Here is a 23,053-nt window from a genome sequence, read left to right on the forward strand (position 1 = left end):
CCTTCCCGGGCGGCAGCGGGGCGAGGGGGCGCCCCAGGCGCCCATCCCTGAAATATGGCACCAACCTCGCGGAATGACCAGACCCCGCGGCGATTTCGTTGAGCGGGCGGCCGGCGGGTCCGGTGTCAGTGGTCGCCGCCGGTGAACAGCAGGATGCCGCCGAGCCCGATCATGAGGCCGCCGCCGGTCGCCGACAGCCGCGCGATCCGCTTCGGCGACTTCCCGAACCACGTGCGGGCCGAGGCTGCGACGAGCGCCCAGATGCCGTCGGAGATGAGCGCGATGACGAAGAAGACGAGGCCGAGCTGGATCATCTGCAGCGGCACCGAGCCCGCCACGAGGTCGACGAACTGCGGCAGCACCGCGACGAAGAACGCGATCGTCTTCGGGTTCGTGATGCCGACGACGAACCCCTCGCCGAGCTGGCGCCAGGCCGATCGCGGGGCCACGCCGCCCCCGGCCTCCTCGGCCGCGCGGTACCGGTGGCGGATCGCCTGCACGCCGAGGTACATCAGGTACCCCGCGCCGACGACCTTGACGATCGTGAACAGCACCACCGACTGCGCGACGACGCCTCCGACGCCGAGTGCGACGAGGCCGATGACCGGCAGCAGGCCGAGAGCATTGCCGAGCACGCTGAGCAGGCCGCCGATGCGGCCGAGCGCCAGCGCGCGGCCGATCGTGAACAGCACGCTCGGCCCCGGGATCACGATCAGGACGATCGCCGCCAGCGTGAAGGCGAGGAGGTTCTCGGGCGGGACCACGAAGACACGATAGTCCTGTCAGCGCACCGGATCGTCGCCCAGGAGCACGGTCACGGCCTCGTCCCGGTGCCACCAGAAGCCGAGCCGCTGATCCTCGGTCATGCCGGCCGGCCGGTCCTCGTCGGACGTGTAGGTGTAGGGGATGTCGACGAGGAGCGCGCTCTCGGAGCGGATCGCTGCGGGCACGCAGCGACCGCGGGTCATCTCTCCCCGCTCGACCAGCACGCAGTGCTCGCGGCGCAGCCACGTCGTGTCGACGATCGCGCCGGCGATCCAGGCATCCCACCCGTAGTACTCGCCGAGATGCACGGCCCAGTCGACCTGGCCGTCCGTCGGGAACTCGGGTACGTGACCGTCGCCGGGAAGGTTGATGAAGCCGCCGAACGAGCCGTCGAGCGGGATCTGCAGGAGCGTGACGGCTTCGGTGTCGCGTGCGAACGAGTAGGCGGCCCGTCCGTCCTGGAACGCCGCGGAGAGCGTGGGACGGGCGTTGGGCGGCTCCTCCGGGGGCACGGCCAGCCGCACAGCGGTGAACGCGACGACGGCGAGTGCGACCGCCGCGCCGACGATCGCGGGCCACCGCCGACGGGGGCGCTGCGACGCCTTTCCCGGAGGCTCGTCGCCCGGCGGGGGGTCCGCCGCTCCGGGCGGGGGGAGCGGATGCCTCGTCCCGCGCCGCCGCCGCGGAGGCTCCGCCTGCACCGTGCTCGCGGTTTCGTCGGGCGCCTCGTCGTGGTCGTGCAGGACGAGCTCCTCGAGCTCGATCAGCCGCAGCAGCGCCTCGTCGTCGGCGTCGATGTCGGCCTCGGGACCGAACGCGCGGCGGCGGAGTCCTTGCAGCTCGGAACGGGTCGCGGCATCCATCTCACCGCTCCCTCGCGTACTCGCCGGTGGCGTCCACGCGACCAACGGTAGTCCTGGTTCGGGCTCGCGCTCAGGTGCGTCCCCTACCCTCGAACCATGACTTCCGAGCCTCCCGTTCGCACGACCAAGCCCCGTCAGGTGCGTCCGGCGACGGAGGGATGGTCGCAGAAGAAGGATGCCGAGGGCCGCCCCCTCCTGCAGTTCGCCAGTCCCAAGCGGGGCAAGCCGCCCGTGCACCTCGCCGACCTCACCCCCGAGGAGCGTGTGGCGAAGGTCAAGGAGCTCGGGCTCCCGGGCTTCCGCGCCAAGCAGCTCGAGAAGCACTATTTCACCCACTGGACCCACGACCCGGCCGATATGACCGACCTCCCCGCCGAGGGGCGCGAGGAGTTCGTGCACGGCATGCTGCCGCCCCTGCTCACCGAGGTGCGACGTCTCGAGACCGACCGCGGCGACACGATCAAGTTCCTGTGGAAGCTGCACGACGGCGCACTCGTCGAGTCGGTGCTCATGCGCTACCCCGGACGCATCACGCTGTGCGTGTCGTCGCAGGCGGGGTGCGGCATGAACTGTCCCTTCTGCGCCACAGGCCAGGCCGGGCTCACGCGCAACATGTCCGCGGCCGAGATCGTCGAGCAGATCGTGCGCGCCAATCGCCTCATCGCCGAAGGGCAGCTCGGCGGCAAGAAGCGCGACGACCACTCCGCCGAGCGCGTGTCGAACATCGTCTTCATGGGCATGGGCGAGCCGCTCGCCAACTACGCCCGCGTCATGCAGGCGGTCCGGGTCATGACCGACAAGACGCACGGCCTCGGGATGAGCGCGCGCGGCGTCACCGTCTCGACGGTCGGACTCGTCCCCGCGATCACGAAGCTCGCGAACGAGGACATCCCGGTGACCTTCGCCCTCTCGCTGCACGCTCCCGACGACCGCCTCCGCGACGAGCTCATCCCCGTCAACTCGCGATGGAAGGTCGACGAGGCGCTCGACGCCGCCCGCGCCTACTTCGACAAGACCGGCCGGCGCGTCTCCATCGAGTACGCGCTCATCAAGGACATGAACGACCACGCGTGGCGCGCCGACCTCCTTGCAGAGAAGCTCAACGCACGCGGTCGCGGCTGGGTGCACGTGAACCCCATCCCGCTCAACCCCACCCCGGGCTCGATCTGGACGGCCTCCGAGGTGCCGGTGCAGAACGAGTTCGTCCGGCGGCTCAACGACGCCGGCATCCCCACGACGCTCCGCGACACCCGCGGCAAGGAGATCGACGGCGCGTGCGGCCAGCTCGTCGCGACGGAGGACGACCAGGCCGTCGCAGCCGTCACTCCGCTAGAGGGCTGAGCGGCGCCGGGCCGCGTCAGACCACGAACAGGAACGCGATCGCCACGAGCACCGCGGCGACGCCCGCGAGGGCCATCGACCACCGGATGAACCGGTACTTGCGCTGCACGACCGCCGAGAGCACGAAGAGCTGCTGGTAGGTGCGCTCCGGCTCGGGGATCGCCTTCTGCGCCATCGCCGCCATGAGCGCGCGGTGGGATGCCTGGCCCTGCACATGCCCCCAGAACGCGATGACGCCGTTCTGCGGCGCCTTCGTGAGCCGGGGCCAGACCGCGAGCGCCGCCGCCACGACCGACAGGATCGCCGCCGCGGCTCCGGTGACCCACAGGGCGAGCCCGACGGTCGACAGCGTCTCGGTCGTCCAGTCGCCTCCGAGCAGCCCGCTCAGCACGATCGAGAACGCGATTCCCAGGCTGCCGATGAGGAGAGACGCCTTCTCGTCGGCGTGCGCGATCTCGGCCGTCACCTCGGCGAGCATCGTCGCCGCGAGCGCATCGGCCGCGGCATCCGTCGCCGGCGCGCTCTCGTCGGCCATCACTTGACCCCGAAGGAGAACGTGAACGACGTGCCGTCGGCGAGGTTCACCCGGTACGTGTACTGCAGTCCGCCCTTGAGCGTGGCCGAGCCGATCGAGCCGGCCCACAGTCCGGTCAGCGGCACGTAGACCGGCTTCACCGTGGGCAGAAGCAGGGGGAGCTCATTGACCGCCGGGCCCTTCTTGGGCAGCGGCGTCGACGAGACCTGCGTCACCCCGGTCACGGCGCCCCTGGCGGTCACGACGCGGCCGAACTCGTCGCAGAGCCGGAAGACGACCGGCACGCCGGAGATCCGTGCGAAGACGCTCGAGCCGTCCGGGTTCACCGGCTGCAGGACGACCCTGCTGCCCGAGCGGCACGCCGCCGACGCCGCGATCACCGTGTACGACGCCGTCGCCGTCGCGCTGTTTCCGGCGACATCCGTCGCGCGGCAGGCTACGGTCTTCGACCCGGCGGTCCCCGTGCTCGGCGTGTCGCACGACTGCGAGGCGACACCCGAGCCGAGGTCCGTCGCGGCGGGCACGGCGACGGCGGCGCCGCCCACGGCGACGGGGTTCGGCGACACCGTCGGGGCGAGCGCGGGGGCGGTCTCGTCGAGCTTGACGGTGATGCCCGCGGTGGCGATGCGGCCGAGCGCGTCGGTGACCGACCGCTCCACGCGGATGCCGGCGGTGTCGGACGAGACGGTCTCGGGAACGGGGCACACGACGCCTGCGCCCGTGCACGTGAACGACACCACGACGTCGTCGGTCGCCCACGTGCCCTCGTCGTAGGTCTCGCCGGCCGAGGTCGCCCACACCGCGATCGTCGGCAGCGGCTTGTCGTCGCCGACGACCGCCTCGGCCGACGCCGCGTGTCCGGCGGTCTTCCCGTCGTCGGGGACGACCTCGACGCGGATCACGTCGCCGGGCGCCGCGATGCCGTCGAGCGACAGCATCTCCACGGTCTCGCCCTCGAGCACGACGCCGTTGCGCAGCCAGCGGTACGACAGGGTCACGACGTCGTCGTCGGCGTCGCTGCCGGCGGCGTCCGCGGTCAGCACGCTCGCGGGTGAGACGTCGTCGCCGTCGAGCGACACGGTGGCCGTCGGAGCGGTGTTGGCGGGCTTCACCGTCAGCGCGAACTCGGCCGCATCGCCGCAGTCGAGGTCGCCGCCGCAGGCCGTCACCGACACCCGGTACGAGCCCGGGGTGTCGGGCACCAGGTCGACCACGGCGTGCACCGTCCCGTCGACCGCGGGCTTCACAGTGACGGCGCCCTTGGCTCTCTCCTCGTCGTTCTCGTCACGCAGCGTGTAGGTTCCGGTGACGATCGCACCCGGCTCGACGTTCGTGATCGGGATGCTGCGCACCACCCGCTCGCCGGCGGTGACCGTCACCGCGTCGCCGGCCTCGCCGAGCGCCGGCGCGGGCGCGCCCGCGACGTGGATCCGGCCGCGGGCGCTGTCCGTCGTGACGTTCCCGGCCGCGTCGACGACCTGCAGGATCCAGCGGTAGGCGCCCGAGACCGAGGACGGGAGCTCGCCCCGCCACGTGCCGTACGGATCGAGCACCAGCTCGACCGCTTCCCATTCGCGCTCCGCGTCGTCTTCGGCGGTGTCTCCCGGCTGAACGAGGAGCACGGCGCGGACGACCTCGCCGTCGGCGTCGTACGCCGACGCGCTGAACTGCGCGCCCCGCTGCTCGGTCGAGCTGACGACGGGCGCGACCATGTCGTCGTCCGCGCCGTACAGCACCTCGATCTCCATCGCGGGGAACGTCTCGATCCGGCCGAGGCCGCCCGCGGCGGACTGCACGCTGGCGGGCGTCGTGACCAGCAGGTCGACCGGCCCGGCGGGAGAGTCCTGGCGCGAGATCGCCGTGAACGACGACGGGAAGGCGATCGCGTCCTTGGTGACGCCGCTCTGCTCGACGCCGATTCCCGGATCGCCGATGGCGGGGCGCACCGTGCCGCTCCACGACGACGTCAGCCCCGTGATGAGCGCCCCGCGGGGGACGTTTCCCGCCTCGTCGGAGGACGGGATGCGCGTCACCACCTTCGGGAGGATCGGCTGCCCCGCGGCGGCGAGCGGCAGTTCGTCCCCGACGGTCACGTAGGTGACCAGGCGGCCCGACGGGTCCTCGCGGGTGACGGTGCCGAACGAAGGCGTCAGCGACAGCGACGCCGACGACAGGCCGTCCTCGCCCTCGACGATCTGCAGATCGGGTGCCTCCGGCAGGGGGAGGTCCTTCGTCGAATCCTCGAAGGCGTACATCGGGATTCCGTAGTACACCGACTGCATCAGGACCTTCTCGTCGTACCCGGTGTAGAGGCCGAGGCCACCCAGATAGGACTGCTTCGCGAAGGCGAGGGCGCCGCCCGACGACACCGCGCCGTCCTCGGTCTGCACGCCGATCCAGTCCGCGTAGAGCGCCAGCAGTCGCTCGCTGAGCGCGGTCGTCACGTTGTTCGCCAGGCCGAACCCGGTGTTGCCGACGAAGCCGCCGGCGGGGGAGAAGACGTCCGCCCAGTCGGTCGCGTCGTCGCCGTAGTAGGCCGCGGGCAGGTTGTTGCCGGCGTGGCATCCGATCATGAAGACGAGTGAGCCGTCCAGCGGGCTGGTGGCCGCATTCGGGTCGAAGACCTCGTCGGCCGGCGGCACGTCCGGCGGGGCGTGGTCATCGGCGTCGATGATGTCGGCTTCGTCGGCGGCGCCGCCCTCGGCGCCGTCGACCCCGGCCAGCAGGCGGCGCTCGTCGGCGTGGGTGTTGAGGGAGACGATGCGCGGTGCGTCGCTGTCGTCGTCGGGGAACAGGCGCGACTCGGCGTCGTCCTTCGACCACGGCTCGGGCAGCGCTTCGTCACCCCCGCCGAGGCGCCAGGCGAGGTTCTCGCTCACCAGCTGCGGCAGCTCCGCCCAGGCGCCGTAGCCCCCGGTGAGCGCCGAGTCGGCGTCGAGCATGCCGTCGGCGTAGCGGAACCGGTCGAGCTGGCCCCGGATCTGGTCGGGCGAGTCGACGAGGCGCCCGACCGCCACGGTCGGCACGTAGAGGTAGCCGCCGAGGGACTGATAGGCGTCGGCGAGACCATACGGGTCGTCGCTCAGGATGAAATCGCCCGCGGCCGCCGCCGAGAGCGGCGTCGCGCACGGGTCGATCTCGCCCTCCGACAGGTCGGCCGGGCACGCCGATCCGTCGAGCTGCTCGGTGAGCTTGAGCTGTGCGGCGTGGCTCGCCTCGTTGAACTGCGCGGTGTGCTGCGCGACCGGCGCGAACGGCACGATGTCGTCGCCGCCGACGATCACGATGGACGCGATGTTCTCGGCGTCGCCCGTCTCGCCCGCCACGAACGCGTTGATCGCGGACGACAGGGCGCGGCGAGCCGTCATCGAGCAGGGCTGCTGGTCGAGCGCCGCGCGCGCCGCCGCGACGGCGGGGTCGGTGTCGATCGACAGGATCGCGCCCTGCACCGTGGCGTCGCCGACCGCGCCGGTGCCGTCGAGCGCACGGATGGCCGCGGTGACCTCGTCGGTCGCCTCCAGCCCGTACATCGCGCGGAACCGGGAGGTGTCGGTGAGGTAGATCGTGTTGGTGCCGGACCCGACGGGATCGCTCGTCACCGCGGGCCACGGCTCGAACGGGTCCTCCAGCTCGACGTCGAGGGGCGCCTGCCACGGCGCGCAGCGCTGCTCGGGCTGCTCCGGGACGTAGCGCGCGCGCAGCGAGTACAGCTGCGAGCTGGCGAGGCCGTTGCCGCTCGTGACGCGGACGAGCCAGTTCTCGGCGCCATCGGCGGCGTCGGCGGATGCCTGCATGATCGCGGTGCCGTCTCCGCCGACGACGGCTTGGTCGACCAGCGCCTGACCGGGCACCGGGGCGCCCGCATCGGCTCCGGATTCGGCCGGGGAGGCGGCATCCCGCCCCTCCTGCTCGGTCACCGCGGTGCCGGGAGCATCGCCCAGGCTCGCCACGCCGAGGGGCGACTCGGTCTGCTCGGGTCGCAGCAGCGAGAGCGCGATCTGACCGTCGGCGGCGTTCGACGACACCACCAGACGCTCGCCCGGCCGCGGCGGCTTGACGTAATACCAGTCCTCGTCCTGGGCGGGGCCCTGGATGGGCCGGCCGAAGTCGTCCAGGTCCATCCACGCGGGGGAGATCCACTCGTAGTGGACGACGCCCTCGGTCAGCACGACCGGTGTGCCCGCCCATTGACCCTCGGGGGTGCGGTTGTGGTCCGCGACGTCGTAGTACACCTGCGGCGCGTCCAGGAAGATCTCGTCGTGCGCGCTCAGGTCGCCGCTCGTCAGCTCGGCCTTCGAGCTCCAGGCGCCGGGCTGCCGGCTGGACGAGTACGTCACCGACACCGCGTGCACGGTGCCGCCGGCCGCGTCGGCGAGCGGGAGGCGCACGAGCGAGCCGTCCGTCTGCACCGGTCCGGCGTAGACCTGATCGATCCCCGCGGCGTACCCCGGTCCGGAGCCGCCCGCCTCGACCCCCTCGGCTCGCGTGGCGGCGGGCAGAACGATCGACGCGGTCGGTGCGGCGAAGGTCGTCGGCTCGCCCGGCCCGGGATCGAACGTGAACTGGAACTGCGCATAGCGGCCGCACCGGTCGTTGCCGTCGCAGCCCCAATCGGCGGCCTCGCCCGTCGTCACGCCGGCGGGGATGACCGTCGGATCGATCTGCTCCCACGGATAGCTGGCGCTGTCGAGGATCGAGAAGAGCAGCATGCCGAACGTGACCGAGTCCGGCGCTCCCGCAGCCAGATCCGCGACGGTCGCCGTCTCGAGCAGATCCGCCGCGTTCTCGGCGAGCGTGCCGGTTCGGGGCTCTCCGAAGAGCGCATCCTGCGCCTCGGCGCCGAGGGCGTCCACCGCGAGCTCGCCGAGCGGGGTGTTCTCGAGGAACAGGCCCGGACGGCCGCCGGACGGCGCCATCGGCAGCTCGTCGAACATCGTCGCGTCGAGCGGGAGCTCGTTGACGCGCACCGCGTCGATCCCGCTCTGGGCGACGTCGAGCCCCGCGGCGTCGAGCTCGGCGAGGACCATCTCGTCGTCGACCTCGACCCCGAGCGACTGCGCGTCGACCAGCGCCTGCCATCGCTCGGAGTTCGCGCCCGAGCCCGCGACCGGCACCTCCGACAGCCGGGCACCGCCGAGGATCAGCGACGCGATCGAGAGCGCGTCGATCCCGGTGCCGTCGAGCCCCACGTCGTCGATCGACAGGCTCCGGATGAGGGTCGCGGCATCCCTCTCGTCCGTCGAGGCCGTCGAGCTCTCGAGCGTCTCCTGCGCCCAGGCGAGCACATCGGCGAGCGTCACGCTCTGCTGCAGGTCGCCCGCGAACGGCGTCGGCTCGAGCAGCTGCGTCCATCCGCCGGGGATGTCGAGGCGGTAGATCGGCAGGCGGTAGATCGGGAGGCGGTAGATGGGGAGCCGGTAGATCGGCGCGTCGTCGACGCCGAGCCTGTAGATGGGGGAGTCGCCGATGAGCAGCCGGTAGATCGGCAGGCGGTAGATCGGCAGCCGGTAGATGGGGAGGCGGTAGATGGGGAGGCGGTAGATGGGCGCGTCCGCGAGCGCGGCGCCGTAGTCGGTGACCGCCGAGACCGGGATGTCCGACACCGCCACGCTCGTCACGTAGCCGGGCACGGTCAGCTCGCCCATGGTGTTCGACACGGACAGGCCGTCGTGGGTGTGGAGGTCGACGGCGGTCACCGACCGCTCGGCCGCGGTCATGTCGGTCGGGCCGCCGAAGGCGATGGTCCTGCCGGACGCCGAGATGCTCGGAGCGTCGCCGACCCCGAGCTCGGTCGTCTCGTCGGGCATGATGCCCGCGCACTGCACCTCGAGCGCGCTCGCGTCCCACCACGACGGGTGAGCGATGCGGACGACGGGCTCGGGCAGCGGATCGGGCACCGCTCCGCCGAGGTCGAAGTCGTACTCCGGCTGGGTCGTCGACCACGCGATGGTCGATCCGTCGGCCGAGATGACCGGGTTCCACATCTCGCCGACGCGGCGGTCGACGAGGTTCCAGCCAACGCCCGTCGCATAGACGCTCTGGAGGGCGTCGACCGTGGCTCCGGCGATGACGGGCGCGCCCTCGCACTGGTCGACGATCGCCGCGAAGGCGGTGCCGGTGGCATCGACGGCCCCGTCGTGGGCCCCCTCGAGCAGCCGGAGGGTCTGCGTCCCTGTGCGGTGACTGCGGAAGAGGTACGGAACGTCTCCGGGCTCGAGCGTCTCGTCGGCGGGATCGTCGACGGTGGACGTGTAGACGATCCACTCGCCGTTGCCGCTGATGGCGGGCTGCGACAGCCCACCGGGCACGTTCGCGTTCGCGAGCAGGCGCGTGATCGCGAGGTCGCCGCGGGTGCCGTCGCCGTCGGCGTCGAGCGCGGCGACGAACACGTCCGGCGCGCCGTTCGTGTCGCCCGCCGACAGGTCGGTCGCCTCGGACGTGAAGACGACGTACCGGCCGTCGTCGCTGATGTCGGGCTCGAACGAGTCGCCGTCGGGCTCGCTGCCGGCGTCGAGGCGGAAGGTCGCGCCCGAGAGCACGTCGTGCACGTAGACGCTGGCGCGGCCGGGCGTCCCGCCCCCGGGCACGAGGTTCGTCGCATGGCTCACGAACGCGATGTAGCGGCCGTCGGCGCTCGCGACCGGGTCGTAGCTCATGTCGTCGGCGGGCTCGTCGTCCAGTGACGCATCGGGGGTGCTGATGAGGCGGGGCGCACCCGAGAACGGGTCGCCCGAGCCTTGGAGGGCGGTCGCGAGGAAGATGTTCGGGGTCTCGGGCTGGGTGCCGGCGACGAGGTCGCCGGCGGTGGAGACATACGCCACCTTCTGGCCGTCGGGCGTGAGGTACGGCGTTCCCGACACGCCCTGATCGGTCCGCGAGACGAGCAGCTCATCGGCCTCGGCCGGCAGCGGCGCGACGTCCGCGGCGGCGGGCGCGGCCGCCACGCTCACCAGGCCCGCGGCGATCAGCGTCGCGGTCGCCGCCACGCCGACGGCGCGCCGGAGGCTCCGGCGCGGGCGCGGAACGGCGGTCATGATGGCTCTGCTTCGGAGACGGGGGTGGCGGCGGCCTGGTCTTCGGACGCCGTCTGGCGTGGCGCGTCGATGACACCGAGCTCGCCGAGGATAGTATCCGCTTCTGCGTGGAGAAGCGCACCCTCGGCGCCGCTCAGGGCGGCCAGGTCGGCGAGACTGAGCGCCCGGTCGTACATGACCGGACCGGCGGCGTCGGCCGCCGCGCGGGCCAGCTCGCGTGCGCCGTCGTGATCGCCGTCGGCCACGGCCAGGCGCGAGCGGGCCCGCAGCAGCAGGCTCTCAGCAGGACCGGCGGCCGCGAGCGGCTCCAGCTCCGCCGCCAGTTCGCGGGCCCCGGCGATGTCGTCCGCATCGAGCAGCGCGTGCACGCGCCGCGCGCGGACGTCGAGCACGGCATCCGCCTCATCGAGCGCTTCGAAGCCGCGTGCGGCGGTCTCGAAGGCGGATGCCGCGGCCCGCGCGTCTCCGGCGCGCAGGTGCGCGCGGCCCTGGAAGCCGGTGACGAAGGCGACGAGATAGGGGTTGTCGGACCCCTCGAAAACGCGGCGCGACGACTTCAGCAGCGGAAGCGCGTCGTCCACGCGGCCCTGGTCGATGAGGATCTCGGCGGCGTTGGCCGCCTCGATCGCGGCGCCCACGACATCGCCGCCGCGCTCGGCCGCGTCCTGCGCCTGCGCGTAGAGGCCTGCTGCCGTGCTCCAGGCGCCCCGGTAGTAGGCGCGTGCTCCCAGGATGTTGAGCACCTTCGAGCGCGACAGCTCGTCGCCGATCTGGTCGTACAGGTCGAGGGCGCGCTGCAGGTGGGTCATGGCGGCATCGCCGTCGAGCTCGCCCGCCGCGATGTCGTGATAGCGGAAGGCGTCCGCGAGGATCTTCCGCTCTTCGTCGGTCGTCGCCTCGCCGTCGAGCAGGTCGATCGCCTCGCGGGCGAGCAGCTGCGCGTCGGCCCACCTCGCCTGGCGCAGGCGCACCCCCGCCTCGGTGACCGAGAGGCCCGCGAGCAGCGCGCGGCCCTCGGCACCCGCGCGGGTGGCGGTGCGCCGGGCGGTCCGCAGCGCGCTTGCCGCGTCGGCCGGGCGCCCGAGGACGTTGAGCGCGTACGCGCGGTCCTCGTCGATACGCCCGCGATCGAGCGGATCGGATGCCAGTGCCCGCGCTTTGTCGAGCGCGTCGAGGCCTTCGCCGGCGCGGCCGCTCGCGACGGCCGTGCGGGCGAGCCCCCGCCACAGGGTGATCAGCTCGGAAGGCTGGGGCCTGGTGCGCGAGGCCGCGCCGACGGCGACCCGGTAGGCGGCGACCGCGTCCTCGACGGCGAACGCCTGCTCGGCGGCCTGCGCCGTCGCCCAGGCGGCCCGCCACGCGAGGGCGAGGTCGCCGGCGGCCTCGTAGTGCATCGCCAGCATGGGCTCGACCGGCCCCGCCGCCAGCTCGGGCTCGGATTCGAGGGCCGCCGCGATAGCGCGGTGCAGCTCGCGGCGCGTCTGGAAGTTGAGCTGCTCGTACGCGACGTCGCGGAACAGCGGGCTGCGGAAGCGCACCGAGTCCTCGAGGCGCTCGAGGAAGCCGGAGACCCCCTCGGCGTCGGCGAGCTCGATCGGGCCGACCCACCGCACGAACAGGCCGACCGGCACGCCCCACCCCAGCACGGCCGACCGGCGCACGACCGCGCGCTCCTGCTCCGCCAGCGCGTCGATGCGCTCGCCGACGAGCTGTTCGATGCCGAGCGTCTCGCTGCCCGACGCGAATGCGGCGGCCAGCTCGCTGAGGTACAGCGGATTGCCCTCGGCCCGCGCGACGATGGGCGCGATGTCCGACGGCAGCAGGGTGTGCCCGGCGATGGCTTCGACGAGATCGGATGCCGCGTCCTCGGTGAGCCCCGTCAGCTCGACCGTCTGCCCGGGCAGCGTCAGCCCGCCTTCGGCGTCGCGGCGTGCGACGAGCACGGCGTGGGCGGTGTCGCCCGAGAAGACGTGGGCGAACGCGGCCGCCGACGCCTCGTCGACCCAGTGCCCGTCGTCGATGAGGACGAGGGTCGGGGTGGGGAGGAGGTCTTCGAGCAGGCGGCCGAGAACCGCGTGTGCGCGCTCCTGGCGGAAGGCGTCGTCGAGGGCGTCGACGGCGGGGGTCGGCTCGACCTCGGCACCGGCCATCGGTGCGAGGAGCGGCACCCACATCGCCAGCGCGGGGCGCAGCCGGGCGACCGCGTCGGCGAGCTGGGCACCGGCGGAGTCGGCCGGCTCCTCGGCCGCGATGCCGAGGAGCGGGCGCAGCAGCGACTGCAGTGCGCGGTGGGCGGCGCCGGCGAAGCGGTCGCCGTTGACGCGCACCACGGGAAGCGGACTGTGCTCGGCGACCTCGGCGAGGAGGCGCGACTTGCCGACCCCCGCGCCGCCCGAGATCGTGATCGCTCCGCCGAACCCCGTGGCCGCGGCATCCCGCAGCGCGAGGAGCCGGCCGAGCTCGGCGTCGCGTCCGAGGAACGGGACGTCGCCGATCACCCCGTCGGGGCGGCGGCCCGACGTCGTGACGACGGCGACCGGGATCTGCTCGGCCTTTCCCTTGACCGTGATCTCGCCACCGTCCTCGGCGTCGAACACCACCGCCGATCGCGCCAGTGCCGAGCGGGTGACGAGCACCGTGCCGGGGGCGGCACGGGCGGTGAGCCGGGCTGCGAGGTTCGTCGAGTCGCCCATGACGGTGAAGGTCTGGCGGTGCATCGCTCCGACGAATCCCGAGAAGACGCGGCCGGACGTCATGCCCGCCCGGACGGTCAGGCCGGTGTCGGACGCGACGATCCGCTGCACGGCTGTCAGCAGCCGGCCCTCGGGGTCTTCCGTCGTCGTCGGCGCGCCCGCGGTGAGGAAGTAGCGGTAGCCGCCGATCGCGGGATCGACGTCGAGGAGGGTCGCGCCGGTGTCGGCGAGCGCCGACTCGACCACGGCGGTGAGCGCGTCGATGCGCGCGAGGTCGTCATCGGCGGGCTCGGCGGGCAGGCCGCTCACCTGAACGAAAGCGATCGCCGCCCACCGGTGATCGGGCTCCGCGCTCAGCAGGTCGGGTCGCTGCCGGAAGGCCTTCGGCAGGAAGCGGTCGCCGGCGCCGGGAGAGCCGGTGTTGAGGGCCAGGAGCGAGTGCGCCCGCACGGTGCCCGCGCGCAGCAGCCGGAACGCCCCGTCGACTGCGTCCTCCGGGGCGGACTGCTTGGGCGGCAGCAGAGCGGCCGTCTCGGCGCTGAGGAGGATGCGCCCGGCTTCTGCCGCGCCCTGCAGCTCGAGCACGCGATCGGTCGCGGCACCGGCGAGCACGACGCTCACCGAGTCGGTGCCGGTGAGCAGCAGCTCGAACGTGCCGGTGTGCACGCCCACCGACATGCGCAGCCGCGCCCGTGCGGCGGGAAGGTGGACGTCGCCGATCGCCGCGAGCACGCGGTTCATGTTCCACGCCGCGTGGGCAGCGTGCTTCGCGTGGTCCTCGCCGCGGAACAGGACGAACAGCGCGTCGCCCGCGAACTTCAGGATGTCGCCGCCGTCGTCGGTCGCGGGGAGAAGCACCGTGAAGATGCGCGACAGCGTCGCGATGAGCTGCTCGGTGCCCTCGCGTCCCGCCGCCGCGAGCTGCTCCGAGAGGGTCGTGAAACCCGAGATGTCGATGAGGACGGCAGTGCCCTCGACGCGCAGCTGACGCCCCGCCGGCCCGCCGTGCTCGACGAGCAGGCGGGGGACGAGGTCCGACGCCGCGACGCGAGCTGCCATACGACCCGCTTCCCCAGGGAACCCCTTTCGACACAAGCCTTCGCGGGGGCCGATGTCGTGCTCCTGTCACTATCTCACCGCGCCGCGGTGTGCGCTACGGTGCGCTCATGAGGATCGTGGTGCTGGGCGGTACCGGGCTGATCGGCTCGCTCGTGGTGGAGCGGCTGCGGACCGAGGGTCATGAAGCGATCGTCGCGTCGCCGTCCACCGGCGTCGACGCGGCCGCCGGCACCGGTCTCAACGAGGCGCTGGCCGGAGCCGATGCCCTCGTGGACGTCACCAACCCTCGCGACTTCGGCGAGCGGGCATCCGTCGACTTCTTCACCGCCTCCGCGCGCAACCTGCTGGCCGCCGAGGAGCGCGCCGGCGTCCGGCACCACGTCGTCCTGTCGATCGTCGGCGTGGACCGCGACCCCGGCGCGCGCGGCTACCTCGCGGGCAAGGTGGCCCAGGAGCGCCTCGTCCAGGCGGGCACCGTGCCGTACACGATCGTGCGGGCGACGCAGTTCTTCGAATTCCTCGCCGACATCGCCGACGGCAGCACGGTCGACGGCGTCGTGCGGGTCGCCCCCGTCGCGCTGCAGCCCGTGGCCGCGTCGGCCGTCGCGAAGGTGGTGACGGATGCCGCGCTCGCGACGGCCGCCGGAGTCGTCGAGGTCGCCGGGCCCGATCGCGAGCCTCTCGCCGCGTTCCTGGGCCGCCTCCTCGCCGCGCGCGGCGACGCGCGCGAGATCGTCGAGGATCCCGCGGCGACCGGGTACTTCGGGCGCACGGTCGTCGAGACGAGCCTGGTGCCGGTCGGCGAGGCGATCTTCGACCCGGTGACCCTCGAGGAGTGGCTCGAGCGCGCCTAGCGCATGGGGAGGCCTCGGCGACCGCCGTCCGCGCACGGCGAACCGGCGAAGCCCGGGCATCCGCCCCGCATTAGCGTGGACGGATGGTCAACTATCGGTATCTCGGCAACAGCGGTCTCAAGGTCTCGGAGATCACGTACGGCAACTGGGTGACGCACGGCTCGCAGGTCGACGACTCGGCGGCCATCGAGACCGTCCACGCGGCGCTCGACGCCGGCATCACCTCGTTCGACACCGCCGACGTCTACGCGAACACCGCCGCCGAGACGGTGCTGGGCAAGGCGCTCGCCGGTCAGCGCCGGGAGTCGCTCGAGATCTTCACGAAGGTCTACTGGCCGACCGGCCCGCGCGGGGCCAACGACACCGGCCTCAGCCGCAAGCACATCATGGAGTCGATCAACGGCTCGCTGCAGCGGCTCGGCACCGACTACGTCGACCTCTACCAGGCGCACCGCTACGACTACGAGACGCCGATCGAGGAGACGTTCCAGGCGTTCGCCGACATCGTCCGCCAGGGCAAGGCCCTCTACATCGGCGTCTCCGAGTGGACGGCGGAGCAGCTGCGCGAGGGTCACGCGCTCGCGAAGGCCCACGGCATCCAGCTCATCTCGAATCAGCCGCAGTACTCGATGCTGTGGCGCGTGATCGAGGGCAAGGTCGTCCCTGCGTCCGAAGAGCTCGGCATCTCGCAGATCGTGTGGTCGCCGATGGCGCAGGGCGTGCTGAGCGGCAAGTACCTGCCGGGTCAGCCGGTGCCCGAGGGCTCGCGCGCGACCGATGAGAAGAGCGGTGCGAACTTCATCAAGAGCTTCCTGCGCGACGAGGTGCTCGAGGCCGTGCAGCGGCTGAAGCCCATCGCGGCCGAGGCGGGCCTCACGATGCCGCAGCTCGCGATCGCGTGGGTGCTGCAGAACAAGAACGTCGCGGCGGCGCTCGTCGGAGCCTCCCGCCCTGAGCAGCTCGCCGACAACGTCAAGGCCTCCGGCGTCGTGCTCGACGCCGACACGATGGCCGCGATCGACACGGCCCTCGCGGGTGCGGTCTACGACGATCCCGAAGACACGTACACCGTGTCGCCGAAGACCCGCGTCGTCTGAGTCATGGTCACGACCAGCGCCGGCATCCTGCTGTACCGGCTCGGCCCCGATCCCGAGGTGCTCATCGCGCACATGGGCGGGCCGTTCTGGGCGGCGAGGGATGCCGGCGCGTGGTCGATCCCGAAAGGCGAGTTCGACGAGGGGGACGAGCCCGCGCTCGAGGCGGCACGTCGCGAGTTCCGCGAGGAGCTCGGGATCGATGCGCCCGAGGGACCGTTCGCCGAGCTCGGCACCTTCGCGTACTCGTCGGGCAAGCGGGTGACGGTGTTCGTGGCCGACGGAGCGGGTCTGTCGCTCGAGGGCCTCGAATTCGGAGAGTTCGAGCTCGAGTGGCCGCCCCGGTCAGGGCGGACCGCCTCGTTCCCCGAGGTCGACAGGGTGGAGTGGATGCCGCTCCCCGACGCACGCGACAAGCTCGTGAAGGGCCAGCGCCCGGCGCTCGACGCGCTCGAAGAGCACCTCGCCGCCGCCGGCGCCTGACGTTCCGCGGGCTCACTCCGCGATCGCTGCGACAGCCGTGCGATTCTGCGACGGTTCGACTCCCGCCAGTGAGGGTCAGCGGCCGTTCTTGGGCGCCGCCGACACGTCGATGCGCTCGTGCGAGCCGAGCGACGACCACGCGCTCGCGACGCCCTTGGCGGCGTGCTCCGAGGCCCGGACCGCCCGCTCGTCGGCCCACGCGTTGAGCACATGGCCCGAGTGCCCGCGCACGTGCTCGAGCACGACGTCGGGCAGGCCGACCGCGCGGCGGGCGTCGCGCGCGGCGATGAGCTGCTCGAGCAGGTCGACGTTCTTCGTCGGCGCGCCGGTGGACGTCTTCCACCCGCGACGGCGGTGACCGTCCATCCACTTCGTGTAGGTGTCGATGGCGTACTTCGAGTCCGCCTGCACGACGAGGTTCTCGACGTCGGGGTGGTCCTCGATCGCCTTGAGCAGCCCCATGAGCTCGCCGATGTTGTTGGTGCCGACCGGCACCGAGCCGGCGGCCCAGTGGCCGTCCTCGCCGACCCACGCCCACCCGGCCGGGCCGGGGTTGCCCTTGCAGGCGCCGTCGGTGGCCACGATGTAGCGGGGGGCGTCACTCACTCGGGCAAGGCTACCCGGGTCGCGACCCCGAGTCGCGCTCCGCCCGCCACTCGTCCGCGAGGCGCGGCATCCGCTCGGCGAGGTACCGCAGGAAGTCGGCGACGTCCCTCGCGCGGGCCACCGACTGCGGCGCGGCGGCGTTGTCGTCGGCGATCGCGTCCATCTGCGCCGCCAGCCCGGCATAGAGGGGCGCGTTGGCCGTGATCATGCCGGCCCACGCGTCGTCGACGAGGTCGTAGCGGTCGCGGCGGTCTCCGCGGCGCGACACCCGCTGGATGAGCCGCGTGCCGACGAGGTAGCGCACCGCGCCCGAGACGGCGGCGGCCGAGACGCCGAGCCGGTCGCCGAGCTCTGCCGCCGTGTACCCCCCTCCCGCTCCTATCCTGCCGGGGTCAGCTCGCGCCGGCGCATGAGCGCGAGCGACAGGGCCGCGCCGGCACCGGTCGCGAGCACGAGCCACCAGAGCCCCGCCAGGTCGACGTCGTCGCCCTCGACCTTCGGCGCGACCGAGACGGGCGAGAGGTCCGTGAGCCACTCGGGGAGCCCGAAGAGCGGGCCGAACAGCCCGAGCGTCATGCCGACCAGGACGAGCGTCCTGCCGAGTGCGATCGTGAGGCGGGGTGCGACGACGAAGACGAGAGCGGTGAGGGCGAGGAAGACGGATGCCGCGACCGCCTGCCCTCCGCCGGTGACGAGCACCTCCTGCATGAGGTCCCACTCGCCGTCCTGTGCGGCGATGCCGAGCGCGGCGCCCGCGACGGCCGCCGCGACGACGAGCACGATGGCGAGCAGCGCCACGACCAGGTAGTCCGCGAGCCAGCGGACGCGGGCGACCGGCGCCGCGAGCAAGGGCTCGGCCGTGCCGTGCGCCTCCTCCTGCCGGGCGCGGCACACGATCTGCACCGCGCAGCACGCCGCGAGGATGCCGAGCATCGTGAAGAAGACCGTGACGGTCGCCTCCATGCAGCCCCGAGGTCGGGGCGGGGACGATGCCCCGCCCCGACGCTCTCAGGCGCGGCGGCTGGCCGCGCGGTAGGCGACCGCAACGATGCCCAACAGCAGAGCCGCAAGGGCAGCGAGCGGAAGCGCGGGCGGCACGTCACCGCCGCCCGTCGCGGAGAGCACCGCCGTCGGCGGGGCTGCCGGCGGCGGCACCGTCGTCGGCGGCTCGCCCGCGACGATGGGGCAGCGCACATCGGTCAGGTCGGCCTGCGCGAAGAGGTACACGCCCGCGTCGGCCTCCTCCCATCCCGCCGGCACGGCCGTCACCTCATACCCCTGCGCGATCAGCGCGATGACATCGGTCTCGGTCGGATCCTCGTCGTCGAGCCACTGGTACGTCACGCCCGCCGATGCCGCAGGAAGTTCGGCGACGTCATCCTCGGTCCCGCAGGGATCGTCGATCGTCGGCGTAGCGAGAACGACCGGAACCGGCGGTTCCTCATCCTCCTGGTAGCACGGAGCTTCCGGGTCTTCGGACTGATAGCCGATGGCATCCAGGACGACGAACGTCTTCGTCTTCACCGTCGTGCCGTCCGGGAACGTGTAGCCGGCGGCCGTGCTGGCTGTCAGCGTGTAGGTACCGGGCCCGTCGAAAGGGCGGTCCCAGGTGAGCGTCACGTTCGCGAAGGTTCCGAGCGCCGGCAGCGCGCCCGGGTCCTCACACGTGGGCGGCGTCGCGCCCGCGTCGAACAGCGCCGGAAGGACGACGACCAGCGGCGCACAGGCCGGATCGTCCGTCACCGTGGTGGAGACCTCCACCCACTCTCCCCACGTGTCCTGGGGGTTCCAGGAGTCGCCGTCCCACACGTAGGTCCGCACGCCGGAGCGTTCCTCCACGACCGTCGTGCGGGTGCCGTTCAGCGGCATCGTGCAGAACGAATCCTCACGACCGTCGTGCAGCGGCTCGTCGTCGGGCTGCTCCGGCTGATATCCCGGACAGTCGGTGATGTCGAGGCCCTGATCCGCATATCCGATCGCCACCGACCTGAAGTGAGCATCCGTGAACTCGTACGGGAACGTGCCCGCGAACCCTTCCCCGAGCGAACTCTCGTCGGGCTCGATGACGACTTGCAGGACCTCTCCCTCGCCGGGAGTGTGGGTGTACTTGCAGACCACCACGGCCTCGTTCGCGGCCACCGCCGCCGGTGCCGCGATGAGCGGGGTCGCCACCGTCAGCGCGGCGACCGCGACTCCGATGAGCGCCCTCCATGACTTCTTCATTTCTCTCCCCTTCCCCAGAGCGCACCCCAAGTGCGCCCCCAGCCCCAGAGCGCACCCAGCGTGCGCCCCCAGATCGCCACGATCGGTCCCCGGATCCGGTCGTGAGAACTCAGGGATACCCCCTCTTCAGCAATCAGCAGTGGCCCTTGCGTCGGAGTGCGAAGTGTGCACGCGGCTGCGTTGGCGCGCTGCGAGGCGGCGACACAGGCCGGGAAGATGCGTGACCTGTTATGTATACGCAGGCGCATCAAGAGTCGCCCAAGTCGCTCTAATGGCCTGTTTGTGTATACACTGGGCGGGTTCCGCAACCGAGGGGGTGAGCATGCGCGCCAGCGATCGTGCGTACCGCACCCTGCTCGACGAGATCCAGTCGGGTCGTCTGGCGCCCGGATCCGTCCTCGGTGAGGTCGAGCAGGCCGCCCGTCTCGGGGTCAGCCGCACACCGCTGCGCGAAGCGCTCGGCAGGCTCGGCGCCGACGGGCTCGTGGTGCAGCAGTCGCCGCGCGTGACCGTTGTGAGCGACGTCGACGCCGGAGACATCCGCGAGCTGTTCGAGGTGCGCCGTGCCCTCGAGGAGACCGCGGCGCGTCTGGCCTCCGAGCGCGGAGATGCCGCCGCGTTCGCCGCTCTCGCGGACGAGTTCGCCGCGGCATCCGTCGGCGGCGCCGCCGAGACCGACGATTACTACGCCGTCATCGAGCGGTTCGACGCCGCGCTCGACGCGGCCGTCGCCAACGACTACCTCACCTCCGCGCTGCGGACGGTGCGAACCCACCTCGTGCGCGTGAGGCGCCTCGCGCGCGACAACCCCGACCGGCTCGCCGCGTCCGTCGCGGAGCACCGCCTGATCGCCTCGGCGATCGCGGCGGGCGACGCCGACCTGGCCGCCCATGCCACGCACGTGCACCTGCACAGTGCGCTCACCAACATCCTCGAGTCACTGAAGTAAGGACGATCATGACCGTCAACCACCACCTCCGCGTCCACCGCAGCGACGAGAACCTCGCGCGCGAAGGGCAGCTCGCCTGGCACATCGCCGAGGTCGCCGTCGACCCGGTCGAGGTCGAGCCCGACGTCGTCGACATGATCATCAACCGCGTCATCGACAACGCCGCCGTGGCCGCGGCCTCCCTCACCCGCGCCCCCGTCAGCGCGGCCCGACAGCAGGCCCTCGACCACGCCGTCTCGGTCGGCGGCAACGGCGCCACGGTTTTCGGCTGCGCCCTCGACCGCAAGACCAGCCCCGAGTGGGCCGCGTGGGCGAACGGCGTCGCCGTGCGGGAGCTCGACTACCACGACACCTTCCTCGCCGCCGACTACTCGCACCCGGGCGACAACATCCCGCCCATCCTCGCGGTCGCCCAGCACGTCGGCGCCGACGGCGCTGCACTCGTGCGCGGCCTCGCCACCGGCTACGAGATCCAGATCGACCTCGTGCGCGCCATCTGCCTGCACAAGCACAAGATCGACCACGTCGCCCACCTCGGACCCTCGGCGGCCGCGGGCATCGGCACGCTGCTGGGCCTCGACGTCGAGACGATCTACCAGGCCGTGGGTCAGGCGCTGCACACCACGACGGCCACGCGCCAGTCGCGCAAGGGCGAGATCTCGACCTGGAAGGCGCATGCTCCGGCGTTCGCCGGTAAGATGGCCGTGGAGGCCGTCGACCGTGCGATGCGCGGCGAGACGTCCCCCTCGCCGATCTACGAAGGCGAGGACGGCGTCGTCGCGTGGATGCTCGACGGACCGGATGCCTCGTACGACGTGCCGCTGCCCGCCGCGGGCGAGCCCAAGCGGGGCATCCTCGACTCGTACACGAAGGAGCACTCGGCCGAGTACCAGGCGCAGGCCTGGATCGACCTCGCCCGCAAGCTGAACGGCGCGCACCCCGAGCTCGTCGACCCGGTGAACGTCGAGGCGATCGTGCTGCACACCTCGCACCACACGCACTACGTCATCGGCTCGGGCGCGAACGACCCCCAGAAGTACGACCCGAAGGCGTCGCGCGAGACGCTCGACCACTCGATCCCGTACATCTTCGCCGTCGCGCTGCAGGACGGCGGCTGGCACCACGTCGACTCGTACGCCCCCGAGCGCGCGGGCCGCGAGGACACGGTCGCGCTGTGGCACAAGATCACGACGGCGGAGGATGCCGAGTGGACGCGCCGCTACCACTCGGAGGACCCGAATGAGAAGGCGTTCGGCGGTCGCGTCGAGATCCGCCTGACGAACGGCGAGACCATCGAGGACGCGATCGCGGTCGCCGACGCGCACCCCCTCGGCGCGCGCCCGTTCGCCCGAGCCGACTACGTTCGCAAGTTCCGGATCCTGGCCGAGCCCGTGCTGTCGGCAGAGGAGATCGAGCGCTTCCTCGGCCTCGCCGAGCGCCTGCCCGAGCTCACCCCCGACGAGGTGCAGCAGCTGTCGATCGTCGCGGAGTTCGGCGTCCTCGCGGCCGCACCCGCCCCGAAGGGCCTCTTCTGATGCGCGGCCGCGACATGACGTCGGAGTTTTCAGCCGACACGCCGGTTCGGGATGCTGCGCCACGGCGTGTCACCAAGAACCTCCGACGCTGTGCTGTCGTCGAGGGGGGCCGCTGATGCTGTACAGCCAGGTGCCGGCGCACGAGAAGCGCCGCCTCTTCCGTGAGCGGCTCGCGTCCGGTGAGCTGCTGCGGTTCCCGGGCGCGTTCAACCCGCTCTCGGCGCGGCTCATCGAGCGCAAGGGCTTCGAGGGCGTCTACATCTCGGGCGCGGTGCTGTCGGCCGATCTCGGCCTGCCCGACATCGGCCTCACGACCCTCACCGAAGTGGCGGGCCGCGGGCAGCAGATCGCGCGCATGACCGACCTCCCGGCGATCATCGACGCCGACACCGGGTTCGGTGAACCGATGAACGTCGCCCGCACGATCCAGACCCTCGAGGACGCGGGCCTCGCCGGCACGCACATCGAGGACCAGGTCAACCCCAAGCGCTGCGGCCATCTCGACGGCAAGTCCGTCGTCGACGAGGACACCGCGATCAAGCGCATCCGCGCCGCCGCCGACGCGCGCCGCGATCCGAACTTCCTCATCATGGCGCGCACCGACATCCGGGCGGTCGAGGGGCTCGAGTCCGCCATCGACCGCGCGAAGGCGCTGGTGGATGCCGGGGCCGACGCGATCTTCCCCGAGGCGATGCGCGACCTGTCGGAGTTCGAGGCGATGCGGAATGCTCTGGATGTGCCGATCCTCGCCAACATGACCGAGTTCGGGAAGAGCGACCTCTTCTCGACCGGCCAGCTGCGTGATGCCGGTGTGAACATCGTGATCTGGCCCGTCTCGCTGCTGCGGATCGCGATGGGCGCGGCATCCCGCGCCCTCGACACCCTGAACGAGGAGGGGCACCTCACCTCGAAGCTCGGCGAGATGCAGCACCGCGCCGACCTGTACGACCTCATCGACTACGAGCAGTACAACCGCTTCGACCAGGACGTCTTCAACTTCCAGATCCAGCGCTGAGTCG

16 protein-coding genes and 1 pseudogene are annotated in these 23,053 nt (G+C 72.1%); 7 read left to right on the forward strand and 10 right to left on the reverse strand.

Annotated elements, in window-relative coordinates; genetic code table 11:
* Positions 1-125: 125 nt before the first annotated feature.
* On the reverse strand, positions 126-764 hold the full coding sequence (locus tag OB08_RS12265; protein ID WP_461475108.1) for a LysE family translocator: 639 nt from the start codon (positions 762-764) through the stop codon (positions 126-128).
* 18 nt (positions 765-782) lie between these two features.
* Positions 783-1,628, reverse strand: coding sequence for a hypothetical protein (locus OB08_RS12270; protein WP_461475110.1), 846 nt, complete (start codon positions 1,626-1,628; stop codon positions 783-785).
* A 96-nt stretch (positions 1,629-1,724) separates the two neighbouring features.
* Between OB08_RS12270 and rlmN the strand changes: the two genes are divergently transcribed.
* Positions 1,725-2,969, forward strand: a complete 1,245-nt coding sequence (gene rlmN / locus OB08_RS12275; RefSeq protein ID WP_461475112.1) for a dual-specificity RNA methyltransferase RlmN — start codon at positions 1,725-1,727, stop codon at positions 2,967-2,969.
* 16 nt (positions 2,970-2,985) lie between these two features.
* Here rlmN and OB08_RS12280 read toward each other — a convergent pair whose 3' ends face one another.
* The 3 genes from OB08_RS12280 to OB08_RS12290 are packed head-to-tail and all read right to left on the reverse strand — an operon-like array spanning position 2,986 to position 14,290.
* Positions 2,986-3,504 carry a Pycsar system effector family protein gene (locus tag OB08_RS12280; protein WP_461475114.1) on the reverse strand — a complete coding sequence of 173 codons (519 nt, stop codon included), beginning with the start codon at positions 3,502-3,504 and terminating at the stop codon, positions 2,986-2,988.
* On the reverse strand, positions 3,504-10,538 hold the full coding sequence (locus OB08_RS12285) for a hypothetical protein (protein ID WP_461475117.1): 7,035 nt from the start codon (positions 10,536-10,538) through the stop codon (positions 3,504-3,506). Before OB08_RS12285 ends, OB08_RS12280 begins: the two co-directional genes overlap by 1 nt.
* Positions 10,535-14,290 (reverse strand): AAA family ATPase, encoded by a 3,756-nt coding sequence (locus OB08_RS12290; protein WP_461475119.1) that lies wholly within the window; start codon positions 14,288-14,290, stop codon positions 10,535-10,537. Before OB08_RS12290 ends, OB08_RS12285 begins: the two co-directional genes overlap by 4 nt.
* A 107-nt stretch (positions 14,291-14,397) precedes the next feature.
* On the opposite strand from OB08_RS12290, the gene OB08_RS12295 reads away from it, so the two are divergent.
* The 3 genes from OB08_RS12295 to OB08_RS12305 all read left to right on the forward strand — a co-directional run bounded on the left by OB08_RS12295 (position 14,398) and on the right by OB08_RS12305 (position 16,721).
* Positions 14,398-15,144: an SDR family oxidoreductase gene (locus OB08_RS12295; protein WP_461475121.1), complete on the forward strand. Its 747-nt coding sequence runs from the start codon at positions 14,398-14,400 to the stop codon at positions 15,142-15,144.
* An 83-nt stretch (positions 15,145-15,227) separates the two neighbouring features.
* Complete coding sequence (locus tag OB08_RS12300) at positions 15,228-16,241, forward strand: aldo/keto reductase family protein (protein ID WP_461475123.1); 1,014 nt, start codon at positions 15,228-15,230, stop codon at positions 16,239-16,241.
* A 3-nt stretch (positions 16,242-16,244) separates the two neighbouring features.
* A complete protein-coding gene (locus OB08_RS12305) occupies positions 16,245-16,721 on the forward strand; it encodes an NUDIX domain-containing protein (protein WP_461475125.1) in 477 nt (158 codons plus the stop codon).
* Positions 16,722-16,796: 75 nt separating this feature from the next.
* Here the strand turns inward: OB08_RS12305 and OB08_RS12310 are convergent, their stop codons facing one another.
* The 5 genes and pseudogenes from OB08_RS12310 to OB08_RS12330 all read right to left on the reverse strand — a co-directional run bounded on the left by OB08_RS12310 (position 16,797) and on the right by OB08_RS12330 (position 19,550).
* Complete coding sequence (locus OB08_RS12310; protein ID WP_461475127.1) at positions 16,797-17,327, reverse strand: ribonuclease H family protein; 531 nt, start codon at positions 17,325-17,327, stop codon at positions 16,797-16,799.
* Positions 17,328-17,337: 10 nt separating this feature from the next.
* The gene (locus OB08_RS12315; protein ID WP_461475186.1) at positions 17,338-17,631 is read right to left on the reverse strand and encodes a hypothetical protein; all 294 of its coding nucleotides are present in this window, start codon (positions 17,629-17,631) and stop codon (positions 17,338-17,340) included.
* Positions 17,632-17,709: pseudogene (locus tag OB08_RS12320) on the reverse strand (hypothetical protein); the annotation flags it as partial.
* Positions 17,706-18,290, reverse strand: coding sequence for a hypothetical protein (locus OB08_RS12325; RefSeq protein WP_461475129.1), 585 nt, complete (start codon positions 18,288-18,290; stop codon positions 17,706-17,708). The gene OB08_RS12325 and the pseudogene OB08_RS12320, both read right to left, overlap by 4 nt.
* A 45-nt stretch (positions 18,291-18,335) precedes the next feature.
* Positions 18,336-19,550 carry a hypothetical protein gene (locus OB08_RS12330; protein ID WP_461475131.1) on the reverse strand — a complete coding sequence of 405 codons (1,215 nt, stop codon included), beginning with the start codon at positions 19,548-19,550 and terminating at the stop codon, positions 18,336-18,338.
* A gap of 322 nt (positions 19,551-19,872) precedes the next feature.
* On the opposite strand from OB08_RS12330, the gene OB08_RS12335 reads away from it, so the two are divergent.
* From OB08_RS12335 to prpB, 3 genes are all read left to right on the forward strand, one after another.
* Positions 19,873-20,499 carry a GntR family transcriptional regulator gene (locus OB08_RS12335; RefSeq protein ID WP_461475133.1) on the forward strand — a complete coding sequence of 209 codons (627 nt, stop codon included), beginning with the start codon at positions 19,873-19,875 and terminating at the stop codon, positions 20,497-20,499.
* A gap of 8 nt (positions 20,500-20,507) precedes the next feature.
* Positions 20,508-22,034: an MmgE/PrpD family protein gene (locus tag OB08_RS12340; protein WP_461475135.1), complete on the forward strand. Its 1,527-nt coding sequence runs from the start codon at positions 20,508-20,510 to the stop codon at positions 22,032-22,034.
* A gap of 115 nt (positions 22,035-22,149) precedes the next feature.
* Complete coding sequence (gene prpB, locus OB08_RS12345) at positions 22,150-23,049, forward strand: methylisocitrate lyase (RefSeq protein ID WP_461475137.1); 900 nt, start codon at positions 22,150-22,152, stop codon at positions 23,047-23,049.
* Positions 23,050-23,053: the final 4 nt, after the last annotated feature.

The sequence above is a fragment of the Microbacterium sp. HJ5 genome (genome assembly GCF_054824025.1).

Coding starts and splice junctions, on each gene's coding strand:
- OB08_RS12270 (WP_461475110.1), bottom strand. CDS start 1,628: ATGGATGCCGCGACCCGTTCCGAGCTGCAAGGACTCCGCCGCCGCGCG.
- rlmN (WP_461475112.1), top strand. CDS start 1,725: ATGACTTCCGAGCCTCCCGTTCGCACGACCAAGCCCCGTCAGGTGCGT.
- OB08_RS12280 (WP_461475114.1), bottom strand. CDS start 3,504: ATGGCCGACGAGAGCGCGCCGGCGACGGATGCCGCGGCCGATGCGCTC.
- OB08_RS12285 (WP_461475117.1), bottom strand. CDS start 10,538: ATGACCGCCGTTCCGCGCCCGCGCCGGAGCCTCCGGCGCGCCGTCGGC.
- OB08_RS12290 (WP_461475119.1), bottom strand. CDS start 14,290: ATGGCAGCTCGCGTCGCGGCGTCGGACCTCGTCCCCCGCCTGCTCGTC.
- OB08_RS12295 (WP_461475121.1), top strand. CDS start 14,398: ATGAGGATCGTGGTGCTGGGCGGTACCGGGCTGATCGGCTCGCTCGTG.
- OB08_RS12300 (WP_461475123.1), top strand. CDS start 15,228: ATGGTCAACTATCGGTATCTCGGCAACAGCGGTCTCAAGGTCTCGGAG.
- OB08_RS12305 (WP_461475125.1), top strand. CDS start 16,245: ATGGTCACGACCAGCGCCGGCATCCTGCTGTACCGGCTCGGCCCCGAT.
- OB08_RS12325 (WP_461475129.1), bottom strand. CDS start 18,290: ATGGAGGCGACCGTCACGGTCTTCTTCACGATGCTCGGCATCCTCGCG.
- OB08_RS12330 (WP_461475131.1), bottom strand. CDS start 19,550: ATGAAGAAGTCATGGAGGGCGCTCATCGGAGTCGCGGTCGCCGCGCTG.
- OB08_RS12335 (WP_461475133.1), top strand. CDS start 19,873: ATGCGCGCCAGCGATCGTGCGTACCGCACCCTGCTCGACGAGATCCAG.
- OB08_RS12340 (WP_461475135.1), top strand. CDS start 20,508: ATGACCGTCAACCACCACCTCCGCGTCCACCGCAGCGACGAGAACCTC.
- prpB (WP_461475137.1), top strand. CDS start 22,150: ATGCTGTACAGCCAGGTGCCGGCGCACGAGAAGCGCCGCCTCTTCCGT.